The sequence below is a fragment of the archaeon CG10_big_fil_rev_8_21_14_0_10_43_11 genome, from assembly GCA_002763265.1.
Classification (GTDB): domain Archaea; phylum Nanobdellota; class Nanobdellia; order PEZQ01; family PEZQ01; genus PEZQ01.
Genome location: PEZQ01000002.1, coordinates 46,479 through 71,475 on the forward strand (window position 1 = coordinate 46,479; position 24,997 = coordinate 71,475).

Sequence of the window (24,997 nt, forward strand, 5' to 3'; positions counted from 1 at the left end):
CAACGAGTTTATGATAAGCGACATTAAACGGGAAGTAGGAGAATACACGTGGGGGACTGAAACCGAACGCGTATACTACACAAACGGACCCTACTCCAATCCGGTGCTGCTTGATGAAGTTCAAATTACTAAACTCAAAAAATTTGAACCCCATAACCCCACCATGGTGTCACAAGAGCAAATTGAACGCGTTATTGAAGAAGCAACCCAAGCAGTCCAGGGATACAGCAGGGAATTTAGAGAACTCAAAGTAGGTGTGCGCGTGCGAAAATATAAACAAATAGATGTGCAGCTTGAAAAACTGCGAAAATGGATTGGGAAAAATGATGATGACGCAAAAGAAACAATTCTAACACTCAAAGACACCCTTGCCCGCTATGAATACTAACTACCCCCCCACCCCTTTATTTCTTATGGAATTGTCTTGCAACAAACCGAGCGCGTAATTGCATTAAAAAAATATAGTGTCCTAAAACAGCAGGGCACACCATCAAACAACTCTTTGCTTTTGATACATCTTAAAAAAAAGGTAAAGACCTCAAAAAGTCCATATGAAATATGTTAGTAACCACAATAAAAAAGAAGTATAATATAATTACAATATTGTAAATAAATATTATTACAATACTATTATTATATTCCATCTGTTCCATAAGAAATGATGGTCTTGTTCCATACGCAAGCAGGGTTAACACCAACAACGCGCCCACTGTTTTTTCTGTTCCAGCGGAAAACAAGGGGTGGGGTGGTGTGTGGTATAGTAACGTTAATAAATGCTGAGCCTCCATAGGAAGATGAGGGGATGATGATAACAGCTCAACGGTCTCTTGATGATATTTTCAACACTTTTCTTGAGAATAAGAAAATATTTCGAAATAAAGAGTCACTCACCGAACGTTACACTCCTGAGACAATCCCTCACCGGGATAATGAAATCCACCAGCTTGCAACTATTTTTGCACCTTCTCTTCGTCTTGAAAAACCTTCAAATGTTCTTGTGTTTGGAAAGACCGGCACGGGAAAAACACTTTCAGTAAATCACGTTCTTACCTTTATGTCCCAAAAAGCAGCATTGCAGGGTATTCCGGTTTCCATTGTGTATGTAAACTGCAAAATGAAAAAAGTAGCTGACACAGAATATCGTCTTATTGCTGAATTTGCCCGTCAGTTTGGTGTTTCAGTTCCCCCCACCGGTCTTCCTACTGATGAGGTGTACAATCTCTTTTATGAATCAGTTGACTCAAAAAAACAAGTTATTGTGCTCATCCTTGATGAAATAGACCACCTTATCTCACGCGCGGGCGATGATATACTCTACAACCTCACCCGTATTAATTCTTCTCTTAAAAACGCGCTGGTCTCCTTTGTGGGCATTAGTAATGACTTGCGTTTTACTGAACACCTTGATGCACGCATAAAGTCAGGCCTGGGTGAAGAAGAGATTATATTTTCACCCTACAACGCGTTGCAATTGCGAGATATCCTCAAAGAACGCGCGCTCCAATCATTTTATGAGGGCGTTATTGAAGATGGGGTGCTTGCAAAATGCGCGGCATACGCTGCTCGCGAGCATGGAGATGCGCGGCGCGCGCTTGATTTATTACGCGTTGCAGGCGAGCTCTCTGAGCGCGAAGCATCTCCTAAAATCCTTGAGCTTCATATTGACCTTGCTGATGAGAAAGTGGAAAAAGACCGTTTATACGAAGCCGTTATCAGGCAGCCCAAACAAAGTCAGCTCGTTACCTATGCTATCATGGCATATTACGAGGAGCAGGACACGCCTGCTTTCACTGGTGATATTTATTCCATCTATAAAGGCCTTTGCGAATCCCTCGGAATAAAACCCCTTACCCAGCGCAGAATTTCAGACTTGATTACTGAACTCGATATGCTGGGAATAATCAACGCCAAAGTGATCTCCCACGGCCGCTATGGGCGAAAGCGGGAGATCACCCTCTCCCTACCCCCCAACACCTTTAGCAAGTTGCAGCTTCTTCTCAAAAATGAGCTGGAATCCTGAGAAGAACTGCTACCCCTCTTGCAAAGTGAATCTTCTCAAAAACCCGCGCTTCGGCGTTGATTATTCAAATACGCACTAGTCGCCACAATCATTTTTTTATAGCCTCATCAGGTGTGTTCGCATACCTTCCCGTATTGCTCTTGCCGGTGTTTGTTTAGATGAAAAAAATTCTTGACCATATGAAACTCAAAGGATATCTCCCTAGTCCCGAGCTTCTCAAACTCCCTGAATCTGAGCTCACTCGCTTTGTTGAAACACTCACTCCCGCGTCAGGAATGAATATCCTTACTCAAGACCTGTACACTAAATACAAACAGCAAAATCCGGCCACCAAAAAAATTGATTTAGGCTCGTCAAAAGTTGAAATAATCCGTTCGTTTGGACTCAATAAATCTGTGAGTTCTACTAATAGTTTTGTTTCATTTTACAATTATCGTTTTGCGCGACTCAGCGAGTTTGTTAAGCGACGCCCGGAAATGCAGAGTGCTGTCTCAATTAAACACCTTTCTGACACAAATGCGTCTGGTGACGTCAAATTTGTGGGAATGATTGTTGATATTAGGTACACCAGTAATCAAAACGCAATTCTTGAAATTGAAGACCCCACCGGAGGGACGCGCGTTCTGGTTGCAAACAGCAAAAAAGAACTTTTCTTAAAAGTCAAAGAACTCGTGCTTGATGAAGTAATTGGTGTTATTGGTTCGCGAAAAGGAAATATTGTGTTTGCAAACGACCTTGTTTTTCCTGATATTCCGTCTTCATTTGAATACAAACGCGCGCCGGATAATGTGACTGCCGCGTTTGTTTCTGATGTGCACATCGGTTCAGTTGATTTTTTGCCTGATAAGTTTCAAAAATTCATTGACTGGACGCGCGGGCGTGTGGGCACTGAAAAGAACAAAACTGATGCAGAACGATTGGCATACGTGTTTGTGACAGGTGACCTTGTTGATGGTGTGGGTATCTACCCAAACCAGGACGAAGAACTGAATATCAAAGATATCTACGCACAGTATGATGCCTTTGAAGAATATATCAAACAAATCCCCGACCACATCAATGTTATTATGTGCCCTGGCAATCATGACGCAGTTCGTCTTGAAGAACCTCAGCCAGTTCTTGGCGCAAATTTGCTCAAAACTCTTTGTCAATACAAGAATGTCACGCTTGTTTCAAACCCATCTTTTCTTACTATTCATGGTATTGACGGGTTTTCCGGGCTCAAAACCCTTATGTACCATGGTTACTCCCTTGACCATTACTGTGCTGAAAATGAATACATACGAAACAAGGGGGGTTATGACAATATTGGTTTTGCTATGGAGTTCTTGCTGCGAAAACGCCACCTTTCTCCAACACACTCTGCGTCCCCCTTTATTTCAGGTTCAGAAGACAGTCTTATTATTGACCCTGTTCCTGACATTTTTGTTGCAGGCCACACCCACAAAGGTGCGGTGCACAAATACAAGCACATTGATGTGCTGAGCTCTTCATGTTTTCAAAAAGCAACGAGTTTTCAAGAAAAACTAGGCCACCACCCAAACCCCGGCGTTGTTCCGCTTCTCAACCTTAAAACACGCCACGTGACGGTGATGGAAACATAGTGCACTATGTGCTAAACAAACGTTTTTATTCAATTGAACATTTCGAATCAACACTATGGTTGTCGCATCACCGGTGATGCAGGAATATTTTGCCACTCTTGAAAAACAAGCCCTTGTAGAGTATGAACTTGCCCGCGCTGCGCGCAAAAAAGGACGTGACCCAAAGCCTCATGTAGAGGTTACCCTTGCGCGAAACATTGGCGAGCGAATTGAAGGGCTTATTTCAGCACTCTACCCTACGATTGCAAATACCGGGCTTGCAAACGCAATTCTTGAACTTGAACATAAATATGACCAAGGCGATTGGCGCGTTGCGTTTGCTATTGCAAAACAGTGCGCTCATGGCGTGTTTATCACGCTCAAATCACGCGAGGAGTATATGGACCTTGGTACGCGAGTGGGTCTTGCGTATCTCACTCAAGGAACAGTGTCTGCACCTCTTGAAGGTATTGTGGGTATTAAAGCAAAGAAACGCAAAGATGGCAAAGAGTATTTAGCCGTATATTATGCGGGCCCAATTCGTGCAGCAGGAGGAACTCCTATGACTGTTTCTGTGGTGCTTGTTGATTACTTGCGTGAATTACTTGGCTATGCTGAATATGACCCTACTGATGATGAGATAAAACGCTACTACCATGAGCTTGAGATGTATAATGACCGCGTGTCGCGATTGCAATACTTTCCTTCTCAAGAGGAAGTCCAGTTTCTTGTGAAAAACATGCCCATTGAGATTAATGGTTCGCCAACATCCAAACGTGAAGTTTTGATTTACAAAGATGTGGAGCGCGTTGAAACCGCCCAAATTCGTGGGGGTATGTGTCTTGCCCTTGCTGAAGGTGTTGCTGGTCGCGCAAAAAAATTGTGGGGCGGTCTTGCACGTTTTACTGATTTTGATTTTTCGCGCTGGGATTTTCTCAAAGAATTTCTTGATTTGCAAAAAAAACAGTACGCGCACGCTGAAAATGACACTAATGAAACACAAGAAGATACAGGGATTAAAGTAAAACCCTCGTTTAAATATCTTCGCGACGCGGTTGCAGGCCGCCCGGTGTTTTCATTTCCCTCACACCCCGCAGGATTTCGCATACGCTATGGTCGAACCCGCGTTTCAGGGGTGGAAGCATATGGATTTAACCCGACAACCGGGTTTGTGCTCAATAAATTTCTTGCTATTGGTACGCAGCTCTCTATTGAACGACCTGGAAAAGGTTGTACGGTCACTACGTGTGAAGTTATTCGCGGACCAGTTGTTAAACTCACCGCGGGTGATGTGGTGCGCGTTGATACTATGGAGGTGTATGAAAAGCACAAGTATGACATTGCTGAAGTTCTTTTCCTTGGCGATGTTTTGGTTAATTTTGGCGCGTTTCGCGAACACAAACATGTTCTTGTACCTTCACCTTTTGTTGAAGAATGGTGGGCTCTTGAACTGGAATCAAAAGCGCCTGATTCAGCACTTGCCGAGCGCTTTGTTAAAAGCCCCTTTCAAGAAATAGGGTACGATGAGGCAAAAGCGATTTCACGAAAATTTGACATTCCTCTTCACCCTTCTTTTACGTTTCACTGGAACCTCCTCTCTGCTGATGACCTGCGCATTCTTGTTAATGCTGTTTGCGCGCCAACCCCGCTGCAGCTTGCCCGCACAGACAATCTTACCCTTAAAGCATCAAACGAGCTTAAGCGCGTGCTTGAAACCGCGCTTATTCCTCATCGGGTATCTCCAGGTGTGCTGATTGTTGAACATGATAATGCGCGTGCACTTCTTGATACTCTTGGGGGTGAAGATGGTTTTGATGCAATTACTACGGCGCTTGCCCGTGACAACGATGCATCTATTTTGCGCGCGAAGAAATCCGCGCTTACTATTCTTAACACGGTCGCCCCTTTTGCGCTTCGGGATACTGCCGGTTTCACGCTTGGCGCGCGCATGGGCCGCCCGGAAAAAGCAAAAATGCGAAAAATGACTGCGTCACCGCATATGTTGTTTCCTGTTGGTGAGCAAGGTGGCCGTTTTCGCTCGCTTAATTCAGCGTTTGAGCAGGGTTTTATCCTATCTGATTTTCCGCTTCGCTATTGCGACGCGTGCAGTTCCATGACTTTTCTTAATGTGTGTGAAAAATGCGGGGCAATTACAAAACACTGGAACACCTGCCGGCGCTGTAAGACAAGCACGTCAGATACGTTTCACTGCCTTCCTCACAAAGCGCTGAGCCCTGAAGAAAAAGAAAGTTATCGCACATCGCCATTTGAGCGGCGCGCAATTGACACCACGGCCCTTGTAAATTCTGCACTTGAAAAGCTGAGGGTTCTTGACACTAACACGCTTGGCAATGGTTTTTCAACACTTAATTTTCTTGTCAAAGGGGTTAAAGGCGTGACAAATGAAACAAAAACCATGGAGATTATTGAAAAAGGCATTCTTCGCGCAAAAAACAACGTGTTTGTGAACAAGGATGGGACTATGCGTCTTGATATGACGCAGTTACCGGTCACACACTTTAAACCAATTGAGATAGGCACATCAGTAGCGCGGCTCACTGAGCTTGGATACACCCACGACATTTCAGGCAAACCCCTCTCACACGCGCAGCAAATTCTTGAAATTAGACCGCAAGACATCATACTTCCCGCGTGCCAGGAACTTCCTGAAACAGACACGCGAAGAGACGTGCTTAATATCACCCGTTTTCTTGATGGATTACTCAAAGCAGTCTATGGACTTGATGCGCACTATGCAATTACACGCACAGATGACCTTGCAGGTGTGCTCTGCATCGCGCTTGCGCCTCACACATCAGCAGGCACATTATGTCGCATTATTGGTTTTTCAAAAACACAAGGCGGGCTTGCTCATCCTCTCTTGCATGCTGCAACACGTCGTGATTGCGATGGGGATGAAGTTGGTTTCATGTTATTGCTTGATGCATTCATCAATTTTTCTCATGATTACTTACCAAATCAGCGCGGCACAAAAAACATGGATTGCCCGCTTGTTCTTGCACTGTCACTTGACCCCTCAGTTATTGATGATGAAGTATTTAACATGGATGTGGTCTGGCAGTATCCCCTCTCATTTTATGAAGACACACTTGTGTTCAAAGAACCGTCAGAGGTCAGCTTACGTGTTGTTGAAAACTTGCTTGAAACGCCTGAACAATTTGAGGGATATGGCTACACGCACCCGGTTGATAACTTTAACAACGGCATTCGCGTAAGCGCGTACAAAACATTACCCACTATGGATGATAAGGTTGAAAAACAAATGGATTTGGCCTTTAAAGTGCGCTCTATTGATGTTGCGCAAGTTGCAACCCTTGTTATTGAAAAACATTTACTTCGTGATATCAAAGGTAACTTGCGAAAATTTTCTTCACAAGGCTTTCGCTGCATTGCATGCAATGAAAAGTTTCGCCGCGTCCCGCTTCGGGGTAACTGCACGCGGTGCAGCGGAAAAATTGTTCTTACTATTCATGAAGGAAGCGTGCTCAAATACGTGAACCAGTGTCTTGACTTGTCCTCACACTATAAGGTGAACACATATCTTAAACAATCCATTGACGTGCTTCGCCAGCGTCTTGAAAGCGTGTTTGCCCAGGACCCTGAAAAACAAGAAAAACTTAGCAACTTTTTTACATAGCGCGCAGTACATACCCTATGAGGGTTGGCACAATAAGACAACCCATAGCATGACTTTTCATACTTTTTGAGCGAATCGCAACGCGTGAAATAAGAGCACCGCTCACGCACACCACTACACCAAGCACGCCGTTTGATACGAAGTTAAGCATGAGTATCGCAAAAACAACTATGCGCACAAGATGTCCATAGTTAAGGGTTGCAATGTGTTTGATAATACGCGTGCCAAAACGCAGACACACAAAGAAACTAACTACCGCGCTCAAAAAACCAGCCACAAACAAAAACAACATGCTTTGCGCACTCAGTACAAAGAATTCCTGCATGATAACAAGCACACCGCTTCGCGCGCTTCCTGCAAAAAAGAGCGTAAGAAGAGAAATAAACACATCAGCAACATTAATTGCGCCAAGCCTGACGAGAAACTCATTTTCATCTTTTTTTGAATAAAGCACTACACTTGCTTGTGTTGGCCCAATCGCAGGCACAACCCCCAGTATAATACCGCTTACCACGCCAAACACGCCTGCTTTGAGCAAGTCTTTTTTCTCAAGAGGAAGTCCATAACTTTCACGCTGCAAAACAGGTTGTGTGCGCTGGTGCTCCCACATAATACCAAGACCAAAAAGCCCGCTAAACAAGCTGAGCAAAGGAAAACTAAGCGTGCTGTTAAGTGCAAAAAGACCGAGTATGCCACTTGCAAAGAACACAAACAGCGCTTCTTTTTTTGCATCCAAAAAAAGCAAATGCGCGCTAATGCCTGCAAGCAAAATCCACGCATAGTCCGCAAGAAAGGTGAACAATACGGGAAGCACAACACCTAATACTGGAGTGAGTGCAAGAAACGCGCTTGTGCCAACAAGCCCGCCAAATGCGGTTAATTTCAAGGCGCGCACACCGCTTCCTTCAAGAAACATTCGATTTCCAGCAAAGGTTGAAAGCGCGCTTGACTCTTCTCCTGCACCAAAAACGATTGCTGGAATAAAATCAAAAAAATTGTGCGCCACACTCATACTCATCAAGAACACAGCAAACACAAGGTTGCCTTCAAACAGGCTTACAAGTGAGAGCACAAACGCGACGGTATTAATATGCAAGCCCGGTACGATGCCAGTGACTATTCCGGTAAGTGCTCCTGCAAGTATTGCACCAAAAAACAATATCACGGTTGTGCGTGATTTTTTTTTGTTGATATTTATAGTTTTATGTGCTTTGAAGTATCAACGTGAGAAATGTGCTCTTTGAGAAGCGCAACTGTTTTTCTCAGTAAACGTGTGGTAGTGTCAACTTCAAGAATTCTGTGACCCCGGTCAAACGCGTCTGCGCCGCACACATTCATGATTTCAGATTCAAGATTATCTGCAATTTTTTGTTTTGAATACCCACGCGCTTCAAGACGCTTTTTTAAGACGCGCGGCGCGCAACGCACTACAATGCATACATCACCTATGCGTTTAGGTGCGTAATGGGATAAGTGAGAATCAATAACTCCTTCTCTGGCACCAAGCATGGTTTCGAGTTTGTCTTCATCAATTACAAGCGTGCCATCCCTGTCTTTTGAGTCAATGAGTTCAGAACATTTTTTAATAAGCGCGTTTACATCAATGTAGACAAGACCAAGCGTTTTTGCAAGGCGTTTTGCAATGCTTGTTTTTCCTGCGCCGGGTGTTCCTGTTACCATAACTCTCATAGTTAGACCTCAATAACAATGCCTCGTGGTCCGGCATTAATAACGCGTGTTGTTCCTATGATTTCTTCTTGTTCAAATGTTTCGTGCAGGTGTCCGCATAGTGCAAGGGTTGGCTGCAATTTTTCAATCATGTTCCTCACCGCTCTGCTTCCTGCATGAAATCCAATATTATCCAGTGTTGTGCCATGGGGAGGTTCGTGCACAACCATGACTTTTTTTGATAATCCTTCAAGCGAGTTATGCGCTTTTTCAAGCATGTTTTCAATGGTTTTATCATCCTCGGCACAAAACCCCAATTGGGTTGCAGCGCATCCAAAAAAGCCTACATCACCAATCTTTGTCGAATACCCATGCAAGTGCTTTACTGTTCCTTCATATGCCCGCGCAAAAAAATCAGTTGTTGAAATTGGCTCATGATTGCCTGGAATCAAAAGCACATACAAACCAGCATCAGCAAAGGGCTTGAACAAGCCATCAACTTCCATATTAAAGAAGGTGATATCTCCGCATAAGACAACTGCATCAACTTTTTCGCGTTTTGCCTTTGCAACAAGACGTTTTACTGCGCGCACGTCTCCGTGAATGTCTGATGCTGCAAGGATGCGCGTCTTTTTTTCCATCATGTAACAACGCGAGGGTCACTGCTTTTAAACGCTTTGTTTTACAATTCTAAGAGCACGCCTTGTTTTCCTAAGCTGATAAGTGTTGTTCTTCCAAAAATGCTTACTTTTCCTGCGTTTTCATGGATATGGCCGGCAAGCACCATAAGCGGCTCTTCTTTTTCAATAAAATCGCGCAACGCCCTGCTTCCCGTGTGTGTTCCTGAACGCGTGGTGTCAATGCCTGTTTTGTAGGGTGGGGCGTGGCTTGCAATAATCAATTTTTTTGCGCCGTGTGCAGTCTCTAAAACACGTGTTATCTCGTTTTCAGTGCGTTCTCCGGGCGTGCCAAATGGGGTGGGGTTGCTGTATCCAAGACCAAAAAATGTGTAATCCTCCAATGTTTTGAGCGTGTCATGAAACCACGTAAAACCATACTGTGTGCATACGCGTTTGACATCTTTTGCGCGCTCATTGTTTCCGGGCATGACCCACAATTTTTCTTTAAGCGGTGCGAGTGCGCGTGCAATTTCTTCAAGACCTTCTTCTAAATCAGTAAGGTCTCCTGCAAGAATGAATACATCAGCATCCATACGTATGATTTCTCTTGTGCGCTCAAGGTCAACGTGAATATCTGAAAACGCAAACACTTTCATGGGGTATCACAAGTACAGAGAAATGTCCACTCCATCCTCAATAAATTGGGCAATTCTCTCACCAAGCCCTCCTTTTTTTGACACGCGAATCGTTCCTTTTCTGCTCACAACCGCATCAAAAATAAAGGCGTCATCTGCATAAAATGACACGTTCCTGCCCTTTGCGCTCTTTTTAAGTTCAAAATAGTAATAGTTTTTATCATCATGCATGCCATACTTGACCTGCGCGCCACGTGGCGCATTTGGCGTTTCTTCTGTTTGTTCGCCTTTTTCGTGGTTGTCACGGTCTGTTCGTACATCAATGCGCACACCCAATTCTTTTTCAAGCTGTTTGACGTTTTGTCCTTCTCGTCCAATAATGCGTTTTGCTCCGGCACTGTCTGTTTTCACAATAACTGCGTTGTTTCCAACAAGTTCAACATCTGCAAAACTGTTTTTTGGAAGGTTTTGTCTCACCTTTTGTGCAATATTGGTTTCAACCATTTTGGTGATACCTGTTTTTTGCTGTTTTTTTACGGGCACCACTACGGTTTGCTCGCCATAGGTATAGAGTTCGTAGAGCAAAGTTTTTGTTACAAAATCACGCACTTCAACAACCGGGCGGGCAAGGTCTGCTTCAATCATGCCTGACGGAACTTTGACGGTCATAACCAGTTCAAGCACTTGGTGAATTTGGCCGCCTTGTACAAACACAACAGTGTCAAGAACAGAGGGTATCACGCCAAGTTCAATTCTCCCAATAAATCGCTGAATTGCGTCAATTGGCGTAGTTGAGTGAAGCACTCCAACCATACCAATGCCTGACAAGCGCAAATCACTGTAGAGGCTGAAATCCTTTGTGTCGCGCACCTCATCAAAAATAGTGTAGTCTGGGCGCGAGAGCAAAAGAATGTCATGAATTTCAGAGCTGGTTCCGAAATTTTTTGAATACTGCGTGATTGCCGGCTTCAAATCAAGGTCGCGCGGTGATTCAACCGTTTTTACAATTTTTCCTTTTCCTTCATAGAACTCAGCAAGTCCGCGTGCAAACGTTGTCTTTCCCGAACCAGGACTTCCTGCAATAAGAATACCTTCTGCTTTTTGTTCAAAACGCTCAACAATTGCGGGGTCAAGCTTGTAGTCTGTTAATTCCAATTGCACAAGCGGGCGTACTGCGGTAATTTCAAGACCATCACTAAAGGGCGGTCGCGTAATAACAATACGTATATCTGCATATTGTACAATAGTCGAATATTTTCGGTCAATCTCAATAAAAGTATCATCAAAAAAATGTGTTTTTAAGATGATTTCATCAATCAGATCTTTCATTCGTGCTTTTTCAAGAATATCACTTGACGCCGCAATAAATTCAAATTCACCGGGCTTGCCTTTCTTAACGTAGGGTTCTACACCTTCTTTGAGATGAATGCTCATTGTATGCTCATCAAAATAGTCTTCAATGCCAAGACGCTTGTCAACTTTCTTGTCTTCGCGAAGCACCATGACTTCCATGCCCATTGCTTTAGCTGTTTTTCCCTGTACTACATCACCCGTCACAAGCGTTGCTTTTCGCTCCCACGCAGCGTCACGTATCATTGCATCAATCTCGCCTGAACGTGCGCGTTTGATTTGCGATTCACTGGGGCGCTGGCCAACATACTCAATTGCAATTGCGCCTTTTGCAGCAAGCTCGTTTAAGCGCGTCAATTCCTCAAGACCGCGAAAACCTGTTTCACGGCCAAAATTTGCCTGATGTTCAATTTCGCCAATAACTGCTTTATGAATTATAATCGTTCCTGAAACTTTTTTTTCAGAAATCAATTTAGTAAGCATGCCTTCAATAACCACTGACGTGTCAACAAGAAATGTCTTTTCCTTTGCTGTCATACACTATCTTACAAAAAGCTCGCACTTAATAAACATTCTTCAGAAAAGAAAAAAAAACACAAGAGGCAAAGTGCCTCTTAGGTTGCATTCTTGATTATTTTCTTCCCGTTCATGTAGGTCACGAGCACATCTGGAATCTTGATTGAACCGTCTTTTTGCTGGTATGTTTCAATTACCGCAATCATTGTTCTGCTTGTTGCAATTGCCGTGTTATTGAGCGTGTGCACATACTCTTTTGGCGGTTTTCCAACACCTTCACGATACTTGGTGTTTAAGCGCCGCGCCTGATAATCAGTGCAGTTACTATTTGAGCCGCACTCACGATACTCATTGTCTGAACCTAAATATTCTGTGTCATACTTTTTTGCAGCAATAGGTCCAAGGTCGCCTGTGCACACATTGACCACGCGGTAGGGGATGCCCAGTGCCTGATAGAGGTCTTCTGCATTTTTTTGTAATTCTTCATGGTATTTCCATGAATCTTTGGGAAGACAAAAAATGAATTGCTCAACTTTGTTGAAATGATGCATGCGAAACAATCCTTTTGTGTACTTACCATGACTGCCCACTTCTTTTCTAAAACACGGGCTTACACCAACAAATTTGAGTGGCAACTCTTTTTCTAACACTACTTCATCTTTGTACATTGTGCCAATTGCGTGCTCGCTTGTTGCAATAAGATACGTGTCATCTCCTTCAATCTTGTACATAACCTCTTCAAAATCGTCGAGTGAAACCACGCCTTCGTAGGCATTTCTGCGCAGCATTAAGGGGGGATAAATAAGCGTGTATCCTCGCTTGCGAAGAAGGTCAATTGCAAAGTGCTGCAGTGCCCGATCAAGAAGCACAAGGTCATCTTTTAAGTAGACAAAACTTGCGCCTGCTGTTTTTGCCGCGCGCTCTTCATCAATAAGGTTAAGCTCTTTGAGCACCTCTAAGTGATTTTTTGCTTCAAAATCCCGCTTTGGCACGGTTCCCCACCTGCGTACCTCAATATTATCATTTTCATCTGCGCCATAGGGCACGGAATCATGAATCAGGTTTGGAATGCGCATAAGAAGCAGTCGTCGTTGGCTAAAGAGCATGTCAACTTTTGCCTGGGCGCGCGTGATATCATCATTTACTTTTTTCATTTGTGCAATTTTTTCTTTGTCTTTTCCTTTGCTTGCAGCAAGCTCGCGAGAAACGGTGTTTCTCACATTGCGTAATTCTTCAAGTTTTTTTGTTCCTGCTCGCCACTGCTCGTCTTTTTTGAGCACTTCATCAACCATTTTTGGAAGTTCCGGGTTTTTTCTGCGCGCAAGATTTTGTTTTATCAGCTCAGGCTCTTGCCTGATGCGTTTTATGTCAAACATAGTTGTACCCCACATATGGTGTGTTTATATTCAAGAATATGACAAAGAATTGGTTGAGTCATTCTCCAGACAGGCGGGAATCACATCCGTGAGTCATATCAAAGACTTCACACGCACACACTTTTTAAATATTACTATCCCCTATCAGGGTATGCGCCTTTTTCTTGCAATTACCCTTCCAAAAGAATATGCACACGCAATTTCACGCATTCCTCTCACACCTTTTGCAGGCAAGCGTGTTGAAGAAGAAAACTACCACATTAACCTGCACTTTTTTGGTGAGGTTGCTGACGAAAAGCCCATTATCAAAACGCTTGAAACTATTTCATTTAAGGCGTTTCCACTGGAAATAAAGGGGTTTTCCGAGTTTCCTTCAAAACAACATCCGCGTGTGGTGTTTCTTGGTGTTTTTTCTCCGTTTCTTCTTGAACTTCACAAAAAAATAGTGTCAGCACTCCATCTTAGTGAAGACAGACCATACACGCCACACCTCACGCTTATGCGCGTTTCTAAAACAAACACAAAACTCGCGCAGGCATTTTTTAAAACACCGTTTCACGCGCCTTTTCTCGTGTCATGCTTTTCACTTTTTAAAAGCACACTCACACCGCAAGGACCGCGTTATTCTGTTGTTAAACACTTTTGTGCACACTAATTATTTTAGTCTGGTAGCGTCTTGTTTGGTATATCCAATTTTTGGATTACTTAAAACGAAAAAGAGAGAGTGGCATCGTCCTAACGGACATTTTTCCTTTTACTTCGTAAAAGCATGTATAGGAATGTGCGTCAAGATAGTCTTTTTCTGCGAAAACAGAAATTTTAGTGGGGGGATTTCCTAACCAAATGTCAAAACTTTATCTGATTCTTCAACTAACTTTAACAAATCTTTCATGGTTGAAATTGGACAAACTTTACTGCTTTCTTTTTCTCTTGATTTTAGGCAAGTTCCACAAGCCAATATCTGTCCCTTGTTTTCAAGAAATAAATCAGTCTGTTCTTTTGCATTATATTTTTCATTTTTAATCTCTTCAATTTCAACTCCTTTATTTATTAAGAAAACTTTTACTTTGTGATTTGCTTTTAATGAGGTGCTTCCAAATCTAAAAGCATTCCAGACAACTTCGGGTTCATTTGTACCTATAACAATTCCAATTTTCATTTAAATCACCTGTTTAATTCTTTTCTCATTTCCTCAAATTGTTTTTTACTTATTTCTCCTTTAGCATATCTTTTCTGTAAAATATTAACTGGAGTCTCATGCATCCCCCAATTTTTTGTAAATTTATAAATCAGCCAAACCATCAGTGCAATTGCGCCTATTAAAAAAATCAGCCAGAGTATATTCCAAAAACTATTATACCCATAATATGTGGGATAGTTTCCCATCATTCCAGAACCACTCATATTCATCATGCCTCCACCCATCAATCCTCCAACATCTTCATTACAATAAAGCCGTTTTGCCATGTTGATATGTACTTGTCTTAAACTTTCAGAACCCTCTCCACCCATCATGTTATCCCTCATCTCATGGGCTTCGCCAGTATGCATTTGCTCCATATAATAATCACCAAAGGATTCAAGTTGTTCATCTGTAAGTTTATCACAACTAATTCCAGAATCTATAAGTTGTTTTGTTTCATTAAAATCATGTTCGTGAGCAAAAACTAAGCTGACGCTTAATAACAACATACCGAAAATCAGAATTGTGAATATTTTTCTCATTTTTTTATCTCATAACCCGTAACAATATCTCCATTTTTCTTTAATCTTTCAGCCAAAACGTCTCTTATTATATCAAATGCTTTGATGATTTTCGGATTTGTAAGTCTGTAATAGATATTCTTGCCTTTCCTGTCTGTTGTAACAATTCCTTTGGATTTCATAATTGACAAATGCTGGGAGATATTGGCTTGACTTAGTTTTGTCTTTTTTATCAATTCTGTTACTGATAATTCTTTATCTTTCAATAAATTCAATATTTCCAACCTTGTTGAATTTGAAAATACTTTGCACATTCCAGCATGAATTTCATACCGTTCTTTCATATTATTATATTAGAATAATCTAATATTTAAATATCTTCCAATCATTAAACGGAAATCCCCCCGTCCTGTGGACATTTAGTCTGTTCTCAAAAATCAAAGATTTTTGGAACCCCAAAAAAGCTAAGCTTTTTTGATGGCTACGCAGAAATTGATATAGCCGGCAAAAACTACGGCACTAACTGGATTTTTGGCAGTAAGAAAACTCTGCGCTCCCTTTGGTTGGTTGGGGCGCTGCGCTTTTGTCGCTTCACTCCTCACTCTCGTTTAATAGGCATTAACCGAGAAATTGCTCGGCTTGCAATTTCTCCAAATTCACTTTTTCAGCTCTGTTCCGCTCTCTTCGGTCGCTCCACGAGGGAAAAGTGAACTTCCCTTAAGCCCAATGTTATATGAACCAAAACAACCTAACTCAATTAGTTAATTACGTGCCGCAATTAAACGCACATACCTGAGCAGTCTCACTTTTTTTCCAAAAGAGTTAAATGAGTTTCATTGCGCGTGAGTACGTAATGGCAACACTTATCATTGCAGAAAAACCAAATGCGTGCAAAAAAATTGTTGAAGCCATTGCTGACACGTACCAAACAAAAAAACGCGGGGGCGTTGCGTATTATGAGTTTGTGCGCAAAAACAAAACATATTACGCAGTTCCTGCAGTTGGACACTTATTTAATCTTACGCATAAGCGCGGCGCGCGAATCCCTATTTTTGATGTTTCATGGGCGCCGTCACACACGCTTAGTGACGCGTCAGCGTTTACTAAAAAGTATTTGGATAATTTTGTTAAACTTAAAAAATCAGTTAAAGACATTATTGTTGCAACTGACTATGACATTGAAGGGTCAGTTATTGCCTTTACTATCCTTGAAAACGTGTTTGGAAAACACGACGCAAAACGCATGAAATTCTCAACACTCACAAAAGAAGATTTAGTGCACGCGTTTGACCACATGCATGACCACATTAACCGCGGATTTGTGAATGCAGGCGTGCTTCGCCACCACCTTGATTACTTTTGGGGTGTAAACGCGTCACGCGCTCTTATGAACTCAATTAAAGAAGCCGGCCGTTTTCGCATTCTTTCAATAGGTCGCGTGCAAGGTCCAACACTCAAACTCTTGTATGACCGCGAAAAAGAAATAGAACAGTTCATTTCCACAACCTTTTTTGAACTCTCTTTTACTTACAAAGGCGTTGTTTGCGAGCACGCTCATACAATTTTAGAAAAACAGGAAGCAAAAAAACTCTTTAACAAAGTCAATAAAAAAGTTGCGGTTGTTACTAACATTACGGTGTCAGACCAACACCTCACCCCTCCTGAACCGTTTAACCTCACTACGCTGCAAACAACCGCACACCGCGTGTTTAAGTTCTCACCAAAAAAGACACTTGACCTTGCCCAATCTCTCTATGAACACGGTCTTATATCATATCCCCGAACATCTTCGCAAAAACTTCCCCTAAGTATTGGATATGAAAAAATACTCAAAAAACTCGCAAAAATAAAAACATACGCGCCGCTTTGCGAGTCACTTCTCAAAAAAACACTCAAGCCGCGTGAGGGGAAAAAAACAGATCCCGCACACCCCGCGATTTATCCAACTGGCGAGCTTGTTGACGTTTCAGGTGCTGAGAAAAAACTATATGACCTTATTGTGCGCCGATTTTTTGCCGCATTTGGCGAACGCGCAGTAAAAGAACTTACCAAAATCGCATTTGACGTGTGCGGGGTTGATTTTTACGCGCATGGTCACACTATTAAAAAACCAGGATTTCTCACCTATTACGCACCCTATGATGGGGGTCAGGAGAAGCTGCTTGAGCATTTTGAGGTTGGACAACGCATCACTCCAGATTCATTTGAAAACGCGCAAAAACAAACCAAACCCCCGTCACGGTATTCGCAAGCATCACTTATTCATATGCTTGACAAACGAGACCTTGGCACAAAAGCAACACGAACGGGTATTATCAAAACACTCTACGACCGTGGCTATCTGGAGGACACCAACATTCATGTCACCGAGCTTGGCATGACGGTTGTTGATATTCTCAAAAAGTATTCGCCTAAACTCGTGTCAATTGAGCTGACAAGCGAGACTGAGAAAAACATGAAACTTGTTGAATCGCACAAGCGAAATAAGGATGCTGTGTTAGAGGACGCAAAAACGCATCTTGTGGACATACTCAATGATTTTAAAAAACACGCAAAAAGCATTGGCAGCGAGCTTGCAAAAGCAGTTAAAGAAGACAGTGCGCTTGGACCCTGCAGCGCGTGCGGTCAGGACTTGCGTGTTATTCATTCACGCAGAACCGGTAAACTCTTTGTTGGCTGTAGCGGGTATCCAAAGTGCACAAACAGTTATCCCCTGCCCCAGCACGGTTTGGTAAAAAACGTGCACAAGGCATGTAAAACCTGCACGTCGCCGCTTGTCTTGCTTATTAAAAAAGGCAAACGCCCCTGGCAGCTGTGTATAAATCCGCAATGTCCTACAAAAGAAGAATATGAAAAAAAATTAAGACCAAAAACTGATTAGTTTATACATCCTTTGCTGCAAGCTTGATATCCTCTTCTTTGATGGTTTTTCTTCCAGCATGCTTTGAGAGATGTGCAGCGCGCTCTGAAATTTTAAAACCAATCTCGCTAAGCACCTTTTCCATTGCTTCAGTTGCGCTTGCAGAAACGCGCGGTGCACCGCTTCCTGTTCTAATAAGTTTTTCAATGGGTGCAAGTGGTAAAACGGGAGAAGAACGATTAGACATCACGTATCACACAGTATTCTTTTTTAAATGCACAGAGCACGTAGTGCGTACCATACCTCACGCTTCAAACCTATTTAATGATTTCGGTTAAGCTCGCAGAAGCCGTATTTTGAGCAAAGAACGTTTCTGATTTATTCAATTCAATTTTGTGGTTACGATGGGCTTTTCTTTTACTAAAACAGTGTGTTCCTGTTGCGAAACAATGCCTCCGCTGGCTTCTACAAGCACCGGGTACTCTTTTATAATGCCCTGTTTGGTCAGCACTAAGAGCGCAAGATTTGCGCTCTTTCCAAACTCTTCGAGCACCCATCTGCGTGAAAACGGCAACGTGTTTCGCTCTTTTTTAATCCAGTCCAAGATTTTTCGGGCGCTAAACACGCGCACAGGCCGTATATTTTCAATCATGAATATTTCAACATCTTTTCCGTTTATTGCAAAACCCTCTCCATACGTGGCGTAGGGTTCAATAGCGATTTGCATCCCGTCTTTGAACACGCCGCCTCCTTTATTTGTGTAATTGGGCACGTTCACGCCAGCATGAATACAATAGGGCTCAATACTATGACCCACTAAATTCCTGACTGTGTTAAAACCATACTTGTCCATTATGGGTTGCACTGCTGCGCCAACTGCACTGATTTTTGCACCGGTCTTGATAACACCCAATGCTGCAGTAAGTGAATCGCGCACGCACGCGATTAATTTCTCATGTTTGTTTGTTCCTATCTCAAATGTTCGCGCATTGTCTGATATGTGTCCATCAATATGCGCTCCTAAATCAATTTTAACCACGTCCCCTTTTTTGATAACGCGCTCATCTTCAAAACGCGCGGTACCGTGAGCTGCAACCTCGTTTACTGAGATATTCACGGGAAATGCAATGCCTGCCCCGCTGTCAAGAATTTTTTTTTCAAGCGTTTTTGCAATATCAAGATAGCGTGCGCCCGCTTTTACTAGTGATGCTGAGTGCGCAAGAACGCGCGCCCCAACCTGTCCTGCTTCAATCACTTTTTTTTCATCCATAGTAATACCTCTTATCGTGCAAAAACTATGTGAACTACCCTACCTCAAGAGATAGGGCTTCTTGCTTCATAGAACCTACTTGCTCTAAAGGAACAGAGGTAGATTTCTCCACACCGGACAATTCCTGCCCTGCTAATTTATTTAGTATGTTTATCGCTGAATTGTAATCTCTATCTATGACAAAGCCACATTCAGCACACTCGTAGGTTCTCTTATACAAAGGCATATCCTGTATGCGTCCGCATTGAGAACAGGTTTTACTTGTGTTTCTTGGATTTACTTTAACTATCTGACAACCAGCACTCTCAGCCTTGAAGTTCAGAAGTTGAGTAAATTTACCCCAAGAAGCATCTACCCTATTTTTCGCATTGAAATATTTTTGTTGAGACATCTGTTTTATATTCAAATCTTCCATAACGATTGTTTTGCATTCTTTGACTAAGTTAGTTGTAATCTTATGCAAGAAATCTGTTCTTTGATTTGTTATTTTAAGATGAAGTTTTGATAATCTTTTTCTTGCTTTTTTTCTGTTATTACTTCCTTTCTTTTTTCTTGATAATTCTTTATTTAAATGCTTTAATTTTGATAAGTTCTGTTCTAATATTTTGGGATTTTCAGTTTTATTTCCCTTGCTATCAACTAAATAATTATTTATACCTAAATCAATTCCGATAATTCTATTTCCACAGAATATCTGCTTTTTTTCGTCTGTAATTATGATAGCATACCATCTGTCAATTCCTTTCTTAATCTGAATTTGTTTTATATTTCCATTCACGTCTCTATGAACTTTTATTTTTATATTTCCTATTTTTGAAAGATGTAGTTTATTATTTTCCAAAGAAAAACCGCTTTGATTATAATTTATCGTCTTGAACCAGCCTTTTCCCTTGAATCTTAATCTCCCAACTTTTTTATGATTTCCCTTCAAAACTTTTAATGCAGATAGATTGGAAAATAATTTGTAGCATTCATATTGAAGTGTTTTAGAATAAACTTCTCTAAATCTTGGTTCGCATATTTTCAAGTCTGGAAGCATTGCCTGTATCATATTTCTATCAATTATTATTTGATTATTCAATTCTCCGAGCATCATATTGTATGCTTGTCTACAAGTATCTAAAGCAAATTCTAATTTTTTTGTCTGTTCTTTATTTGGATACATCCTATATTTTGTTGCTAACATCTTAATTTACTCCTTGTTTATCAACATAACTTTTCAAAACATCAAGAGTCACTTGTCCTGATGTCGCTAAGAAATATGATGGAGACCAAAAAGTTCCGTTCCATAATTTCTTTTTTACTTCTGGAAAATTCCTTTGTATTTCTCTTGAAGTTATACTTTTTATAGCATTTAGATAACGAGTGATATCTAAAGTTGGTTTGCATTTGAACAACATATGAAAATGGTCTTTATCTGGTTCTATTCCTAAAATATCAACTTGGAAATTCTGGCTTATATTATTTATCTGAGTTTTGAGCATATCAATAATTTTATCACTATCTAAAACTTTCCTTCGATATTTTACACACTGAACAAAATGATAATTCAGTGAATATACTGAATGAGAGCCTTTATCTAATTTGTGTTTCATAGTTCTTTATATTATCTAACAACCATATCATTATAGCTTTTCTATACCTAATCATATATCATAATAATTATGGTAGCCTTTCATCTCCCCTCTTACAAAAGGAGACTTCTCGGCTACGAAGTTAAAAATGTCTTAATCTATCATGCCCGTTTCATTACACAAACGTTTTTATTCGTTGTAGGGCTCAAAAATCAACGCAAACACGCGGTGTAGCATGCGTGCAGAACTCGTGGCGCATGTGTTTGGATTGCAGGTATTGAACAGTTATGAAACATATCACATCAATTGACCTTTTTTGTATCGTACGCGAACTTCAAGCACTCAAAGACGCCCGCGTTGAAAAAATTTACCAACCAAAAAAAGGCGAACTTCTCTTTGTGTTCCATCATCGACAATATGGTAAAATATTCTTTCGCATCATTAGTGGTGTTGCTGCTTTTTTTACAAAAAGCAAAAAAGATTACACCAATTTTCCGCCCCACTTTTGCATGTTTTTGCGAAAACACTTGCGAGGCGCGAGTGTGAAGAGTGTAAAACAACGACGAGAAGACCGCATTATTGAGATACATTTTGAAACAAAAGAAGGACCGCGCATTCTTGTCTCTGAACTCTTCTCGCCAGGAAACGTGCTGCTATGTGAAGGAGACTATAAAATTATTGCTCTTCAACACGTTCAAATCTTTAACGACCGAAAACTTATTGTCCACAAAGTCTATGAGCCTCCTGAGCCCTTTATTTCAGGTCTTAGCGTGAATTCGCTTACGTTTAAACGCGCCCTTATGGCATCAGGCAAAGACACGGTGGTCAAAGCACTTGCTTCGTCACTTGGTCTTGGCGGAAAATATGCAGAAGAACTGTGCGCACGCGCACATGTCTTGCGAGAAACGCCGCTGTTACAGCTGGGAAAAGAAGAATATGACACCCTCTATAAAGTACTTGACGAGCTCGTGCGCTTGCTTAAATACAAACCCTATAATCCCTTTGTTATTCTTGAGTCTGGAAAACCTGCTGACTTCTCGCCCGCAGCGTTTGAGATTTATGCAAACGCAGAGTCAAAAAAGGTTTCATCCTTTAACGAAGCGCTTGACGAGTACTATACCCATATGATTGTTGAAGATGTTCTTGCACAAAAACAAGCAGAACAATCAAAACAAACAGGAAAATTTGAAGCAATACATAAACACCAAGTTGAAACAGTTCGTGCATATGGGGATACTGCGGCAAAAAAACGCGAAAGCGCGCAGAGCATGCTCTCCCGGATTGACTTTATTGAGAGTATACGAAACGCGATTAACAGTGCGCGAGACCGCGGCGATTCATGGTCTGATATTGAGCAAAAGCTTGAAAACGACCGAAAAAATGGCATTGAAGCCGCGAAAATGGTTAAACAAATTGACCCGGTTACTAAAGAAGTGATTCTTGACACCGAACCCGAACTGCGTATTGCGCTTTTTGAGAGTGCGGGCAAACAATTAACCAGCGTGTATGAGCAGGCAAAAAAGCTTGAAACAAAAGCAGAAATTGCACAAGAACACGCCCATTCAACTCAACAAAAAATTGAAGAACTGCGCACACAACCCCTGCCCGAACTTGCTTCCCACGAAGTGCCTCGCCACGCACTTCCCAAGCCCACATCAGTAGCGTGGTTTGAACAATTCAAACATTTCTACACTTCTCAAGGACATCTTGTTGTGTGCGGAAAAGACGCTGACACGAATGAATTGCTCATTAAACGCTACATGAACGATTCTGACATAGTGTTTCATGCAGATATTTTTGGCTCGCCTTTTGGTTTGCTGCAAGCTCAAGGGGAACAAACGCCTGATGAGATTGTGCAGGCAGCTATTTTTGTTGGCTCCCATTCGCGCGTGTGGCGTGAAGGCCTGGGCACTACTGACGTCTACTGGGTTGAACCTTCTCAGGTCGCAAAAGAGGGCGGACTCCAAAAAGGAAGTTTCATGATTTATGGCAGAAGAAACTATGTGTATACTATTGAACTTGAACTTGCCATTGGCATTGTTGATGGTGCTATTATTTCAGGACCAAAAAATGTAGTTGCAGAAAAAACAGCGCAGTACATGAGTATTGTGCCTGGACACACGTCTCAACATGACACTGCACTCAAACTTAAAGAAGTATTGCACTACGCAGGAAGCGTTGACGATTTTGTTAAGCATATTCCTGCAGGCTCATCAGACCTGCGCGAAGCTCAACCCCGCGCGCGCAGCGAGCAAAAAGAAGAACACAAACCTTCAAACACGCCGTTTTTTGGCGAAGAATCTGAAGAACCTGAAGAAGAGGATGCCACAGAGCCAGAGCTTCCACGGTATGGTTCACTTGATGAAAACAAAGAAGCGCCTTCTTTTTTTGACGAGTCAGATGCCAAAAAAAATGATGAAGACGCATCGCGTGAAAGCGAGAGTGATGATACTGATTCGGATGACTTTTTTTTCAATGGTTTTGACGAATTACAGTTATAACTTCTGCGTGGCATTAATAAACACAAACTACCCCTCTTAAGACTATGCAACGCGTGCTTGACACGATTCTCAAAAAGAGTACACCCACTTCATCAGAGCATCGCAAGGACAAAAAAATCATTGAGCACGTGGTTAGCACGCTCACAAAAAATCTGAGTGCTCAAAACCAGTCTGCACAAGTCATGGTTGGTGGAAGTTTTGCAAAACAAACCTATCTAAAAAATGATAAAGACGTTGACCTTTTTATCAGGTTTCCGTTAGGCACCAATAATATAAGCGAACTCGCAAAACGCGCGTGCGCACCCTTCAAACCTAAGACTATTCACGGTTCGCGCGATTATTTTTTATTCACGCACAAAGCGCTGCACTTTGAAGTTATTCCTGTGTTTAACATCACACACCCAGACCACGCGCAAAACATTATGGATGCATCACCTCTTCACGTAGCCTATGTGACAAAACACCTCAAAAACGTGGATGATGTTCGTCTTTTCAAAGCACTGTGCAAGGCACATCATGTGTATGGTGCTGAATCATACATTTCTGGCATAAGCGGGTATGTCTTGGAGTTGCTTGTTATCTACTATGGTTCATTTACATCAGCACTCCGTCATATTGCAAACTGGGGTGAAGATGCATTTGTTGACCCCGCAAAGCACTACAGCGGAAAAGAACCGGCAAAGCGCGCCCTATCAAAAAGCAAACACTCACCCCTTATTCTCATTGACCCCACGCAAAAAACGCGCAACGCTGCAAGCGCGCTTTCAAAACGCAATTTTAATTATCTTAAAAAAATAAGCCGCGCCTTTCTTGACAACCCGTCAAAAAAACTCTTTGAAGACGCGCTCACGCTTCCCTTACTTCGTGCGCAGGCAAAAAAAGAGAACCACTTTTTCGTATCAAAAAATCTCCGCATTACTGGGAAAAAAGATATTTATCTTGCAAAATTGCATCGCGCTCTTCGAAAACTCAACAAAAAACTTGAACTCCTTGATTTTACTATCCTTGCTCTTGGTTTTATCCCTGACACAAACTATGTCAGGGTATATGCGGTGTTTCCCTCACGTTTTATTCCGCTTATCAAACGCGTGATTGGCCCCCCAAAACACATGAAAAAACATGCAAACCTCTTTGTCAAACGGTGGGCGGGAAAAAGCATTCGCGGTCCGTACTCCTATGGCGGGCACGTGTGTGTTGATGTTGAGCGCACTCTGTCTGATGCAAAAGAAGCGTTTTTTGTTTTTCTGTTAGATGCTTTAGAGCGCTTTTCGTAAGCTCATCACATATTTTTTTATGTGGTCACAGTCAGTTCGTTCCATTTTATGCCGCATTGAGACTTCTTCTTTTTTAGCAAACAATGTGTTCATTCCTTCTGGAGTGAAACTAAAGCGCTTGCTTTTTGAAAGAAACTCAATAGCGTCACGCGCGTCAAGTTCAACATTAAGTTTTTTACTCACATATAGTTGCGCGTATTCCCCTAAACTGGTAAAATACATGAAGAATGCGTTTGCATAATTCTTGCTGCGCACAAATACATTAGCCATTTTGTAGTGGTTTTGCGCGTTTTCTTCAAGACTTTTTTGCGCGCCTGTTTTTGCAAATGCTGATTCCTTTTGCGAGAGAATCGCATTTTGAACATCCTTGAGACTCATAACAACAACA

The 24,997-nt window shown here is 41.9% G+C and carries 22 protein-coding genes; 8 read left to right on the forward strand and 14 right to left on the reverse strand.

Annotated elements, in window-relative coordinates:
* Positions 1–10 precede the first annotated feature (10 nt).
* The 4 genes from COT72_00490 (at position 11) to COT72_00505 (ending at position 7,261) form a co-directional block, all read left to right on the forward strand.
* Positions 11–388 carry a hypothetical protein gene (locus COT72_00490; GenBank protein PIO00540.1) on the forward strand — a complete coding sequence of 126 codons (378 nt, stop codon included), beginning with the start codon at positions 11–13 and terminating at the stop codon, positions 386–388.
* Positions 389–805: 417 nt separating this feature from the next.
* On the forward strand, positions 806–2,020 hold the full coding sequence (locus tag COT72_00495; protein ID PIO00602.1) for a cell division control protein Cdc6: 1,215 nt from the start codon (positions 806–808) through the stop codon (positions 2,018–2,020).
* Positions 2,021–2,178: 158 nt separating this feature from the next.
* Positions 2,179–3,624 (forward strand): DNA polymerase II, encoded by a 1,446-nt coding sequence (locus COT72_00500; protein ID PIO00541.1) that lies wholly within the window; start codon positions 2,179–2,181, stop codon positions 3,622–3,624.
* A gap of 55 nt (positions 3,625–3,679) precedes the next feature.
* Entirely contained in the window at positions 3,680–7,261 is a 3,582-nt protein-coding gene (locus tag COT72_00505) for a DNA polymerase II large subunit (GenBank protein ID PIO00542.1), read from the forward strand.
* On the opposite strand, the gene COT72_00510 is transcribed toward COT72_00505, so the two are convergent.
* From COT72_00510 to COT72_00535, 6 genes are all read right to left on the reverse strand, one after another.
* The gene (locus COT72_00510; GenBank protein PIO00543.1) at positions 7,254–8,459 is read right to left on the reverse strand and encodes a hypothetical protein; all 1,206 of its coding nucleotides are present in this window, start codon (positions 8,457–8,459) and stop codon (positions 7,254–7,256) included. The two genes, COT72_00505 and COT72_00510, sit on opposite strands and share 8 nt — an antisense overlap.
* Positions 8,456–8,950 carry a kinase gene (locus COT72_00515; GenBank protein ID PIO00544.1) on the reverse strand — a complete coding sequence of 165 codons (495 nt, stop codon included), beginning with the start codon at positions 8,948–8,950 and terminating at the stop codon, positions 8,456–8,458. The genes COT72_00510 and COT72_00515 overlap by 4 nt, the downstream gene beginning before the upstream one ends.
* A 2-nt stretch (positions 8,951–8,952) precedes the next feature.
* Positions 8,953–9,573 carry a hypothetical protein gene (locus COT72_00520; protein ID PIO00545.1) on the reverse strand — a complete coding sequence of 207 codons (621 nt, stop codon included), beginning with the start codon at positions 9,571–9,573 and terminating at the stop codon, positions 8,953–8,955.
* Between the two features lie 38 nt (positions 9,574–9,611).
* A complete protein-coding gene (locus COT72_00525; protein PIO00546.1) occupies positions 9,612–10,205 on the reverse strand; it encodes a hypothetical protein in 594 nt (197 codons plus the stop codon).
* 6 nt (positions 10,206–10,211) lie between these two features.
* Positions 10,212–12,071, reverse strand: a complete 1,860-nt coding sequence (locus tag COT72_00530) for an ATPase (protein PIO00547.1) — start codon at positions 12,069–12,071, stop codon at positions 10,212–10,214.
* Positions 12,072–12,148: 77 nt separating this feature from the next.
* Complete coding sequence (locus COT72_00535) at positions 12,149–13,426, reverse strand: serine--tRNA ligase (protein ID PIO00548.1); 1,278 nt, start codon at positions 13,424–13,426, stop codon at positions 12,149–12,151.
* Here COT72_00535 and COT72_00540 point away from each other — a divergent pair.
* Positions 13,407–14,081, forward strand: coding sequence for an RNA 2',3'-cyclic phosphodiesterase (locus COT72_00540; GenBank protein ID PIO00549.1), 675 nt, complete (start codon positions 13,407–13,409; stop codon positions 14,079–14,081). The genes COT72_00535 and COT72_00540 overlap by 20 nt on opposite strands.
* 180 nt (positions 14,082–14,261) lie before the next feature.
* Here COT72_00540 and COT72_00545 read toward each other — a convergent pair whose 3' ends face one another.
* The 3 genes from COT72_00545 to COT72_00555 are packed head-to-tail and all read right to left on the reverse strand — an operon-like array spanning position 14,262 to position 15,474.
* Complete coding sequence (locus COT72_00545; GenBank protein PIO00550.1) at positions 14,262–14,585, reverse strand: sulfur reduction protein DsrE; 324 nt, start codon at positions 14,583–14,585, stop codon at positions 14,262–14,264.
* A 5-nt stretch (positions 14,586–14,590) separates the two neighbouring features.
* Positions 14,591–15,151, reverse strand: a complete 561-nt coding sequence (locus COT72_00550) for a hypothetical protein (GenBank protein PIO00551.1) — start codon at positions 15,149–15,151, stop codon at positions 14,591–14,593.
* Entirely contained in the window at positions 15,148–15,474 is a 327-nt protein-coding gene (locus COT72_00555) for a transcriptional regulator (GenBank protein PIO00552.1), read from the reverse strand. The genes COT72_00550 and COT72_00555 overlap by 4 nt, the downstream gene beginning before the upstream one ends.
* 482 nt (positions 15,475–15,956) lie before the next feature.
* On the opposite strand from COT72_00555, the gene topA reads away from it, so the two are divergent.
* A complete protein-coding gene (gene topA, locus COT72_00560) occupies positions 15,957–18,011 on the forward strand; it encodes a DNA topoisomerase I (protein ID PIO00553.1) in 2,055 nt (684 codons plus the stop codon).
* 1 nt (position 18,012) lies between these two features.
* Here topA and COT72_00565 read toward each other — a convergent pair whose 3' ends face one another.
* The 4 genes from COT72_00565 to COT72_00580 all read right to left on the reverse strand — a co-directional run bounded on the left by COT72_00565 (position 18,013) and on the right by COT72_00580 (position 20,855).
* Positions 18,013–18,237, reverse strand: a complete 225-nt coding sequence (locus COT72_00565; protein ID PIO00554.1) for a histone — start codon at positions 18,235–18,237, stop codon at positions 18,013–18,015.
* Positions 18,238–18,372: 135 nt separating this feature from the next.
* Positions 18,373–19,260: a type II methionyl aminopeptidase gene (locus tag COT72_00570; GenBank protein PIO00555.1), complete on the reverse strand. Its 888-nt coding sequence runs from the start codon at positions 19,258–19,260 to the stop codon at positions 18,373–18,375.
* Positions 19,261–19,294: 34 nt separating this feature from the next.
* Positions 19,295–20,446 (reverse strand): transposase, encoded by a 1,152-nt coding sequence (locus tag COT72_00575; protein ID PIO00556.1) that lies wholly within the window; start codon positions 20,444–20,446, stop codon positions 19,295–19,297.
* 1 nt (position 20,447) lies between these two features.
* Positions 20,448–20,855 (reverse strand): IS200/IS605 family transposase, encoded by a 408-nt coding sequence (locus COT72_00580; protein ID PIO00557.1) that lies wholly within the window; start codon positions 20,853–20,855, stop codon positions 20,448–20,450.
* Positions 20,856–21,121: 266 nt separating this feature from the next.
* Here COT72_00580 and COT72_00585 point away from each other — a divergent pair, with 266 nt between their 5' ends.
* Positions 21,122–23,335, forward strand: a complete 2,214-nt coding sequence (locus COT72_00585) for a hypothetical protein (GenBank protein ID PIO00558.1) — start codon at positions 21,122–21,124, stop codon at positions 23,333–23,335.
* 44 nt (positions 23,336–23,379) lie between these two features.
* Positions 23,380–24,609 (forward strand): hypothetical protein, encoded by a 1,230-nt coding sequence (locus tag COT72_00590; GenBank protein ID PIO00559.1) that lies wholly within the window; start codon positions 23,380–23,382, stop codon positions 24,607–24,609.
* On the opposite strand, the gene COT72_00595 is transcribed toward COT72_00590, so the two are convergent.
* Complete coding sequence (locus COT72_00595) at positions 24,592–24,987, reverse strand: hypothetical protein (protein ID PIO00560.1); 396 nt, start codon at positions 24,985–24,987, stop codon at positions 24,592–24,594. The two genes, COT72_00590 and COT72_00595, sit on opposite strands and share 18 nt — an antisense overlap.
* Positions 24,988–24,997 lie beyond the last annotated feature (10 nt).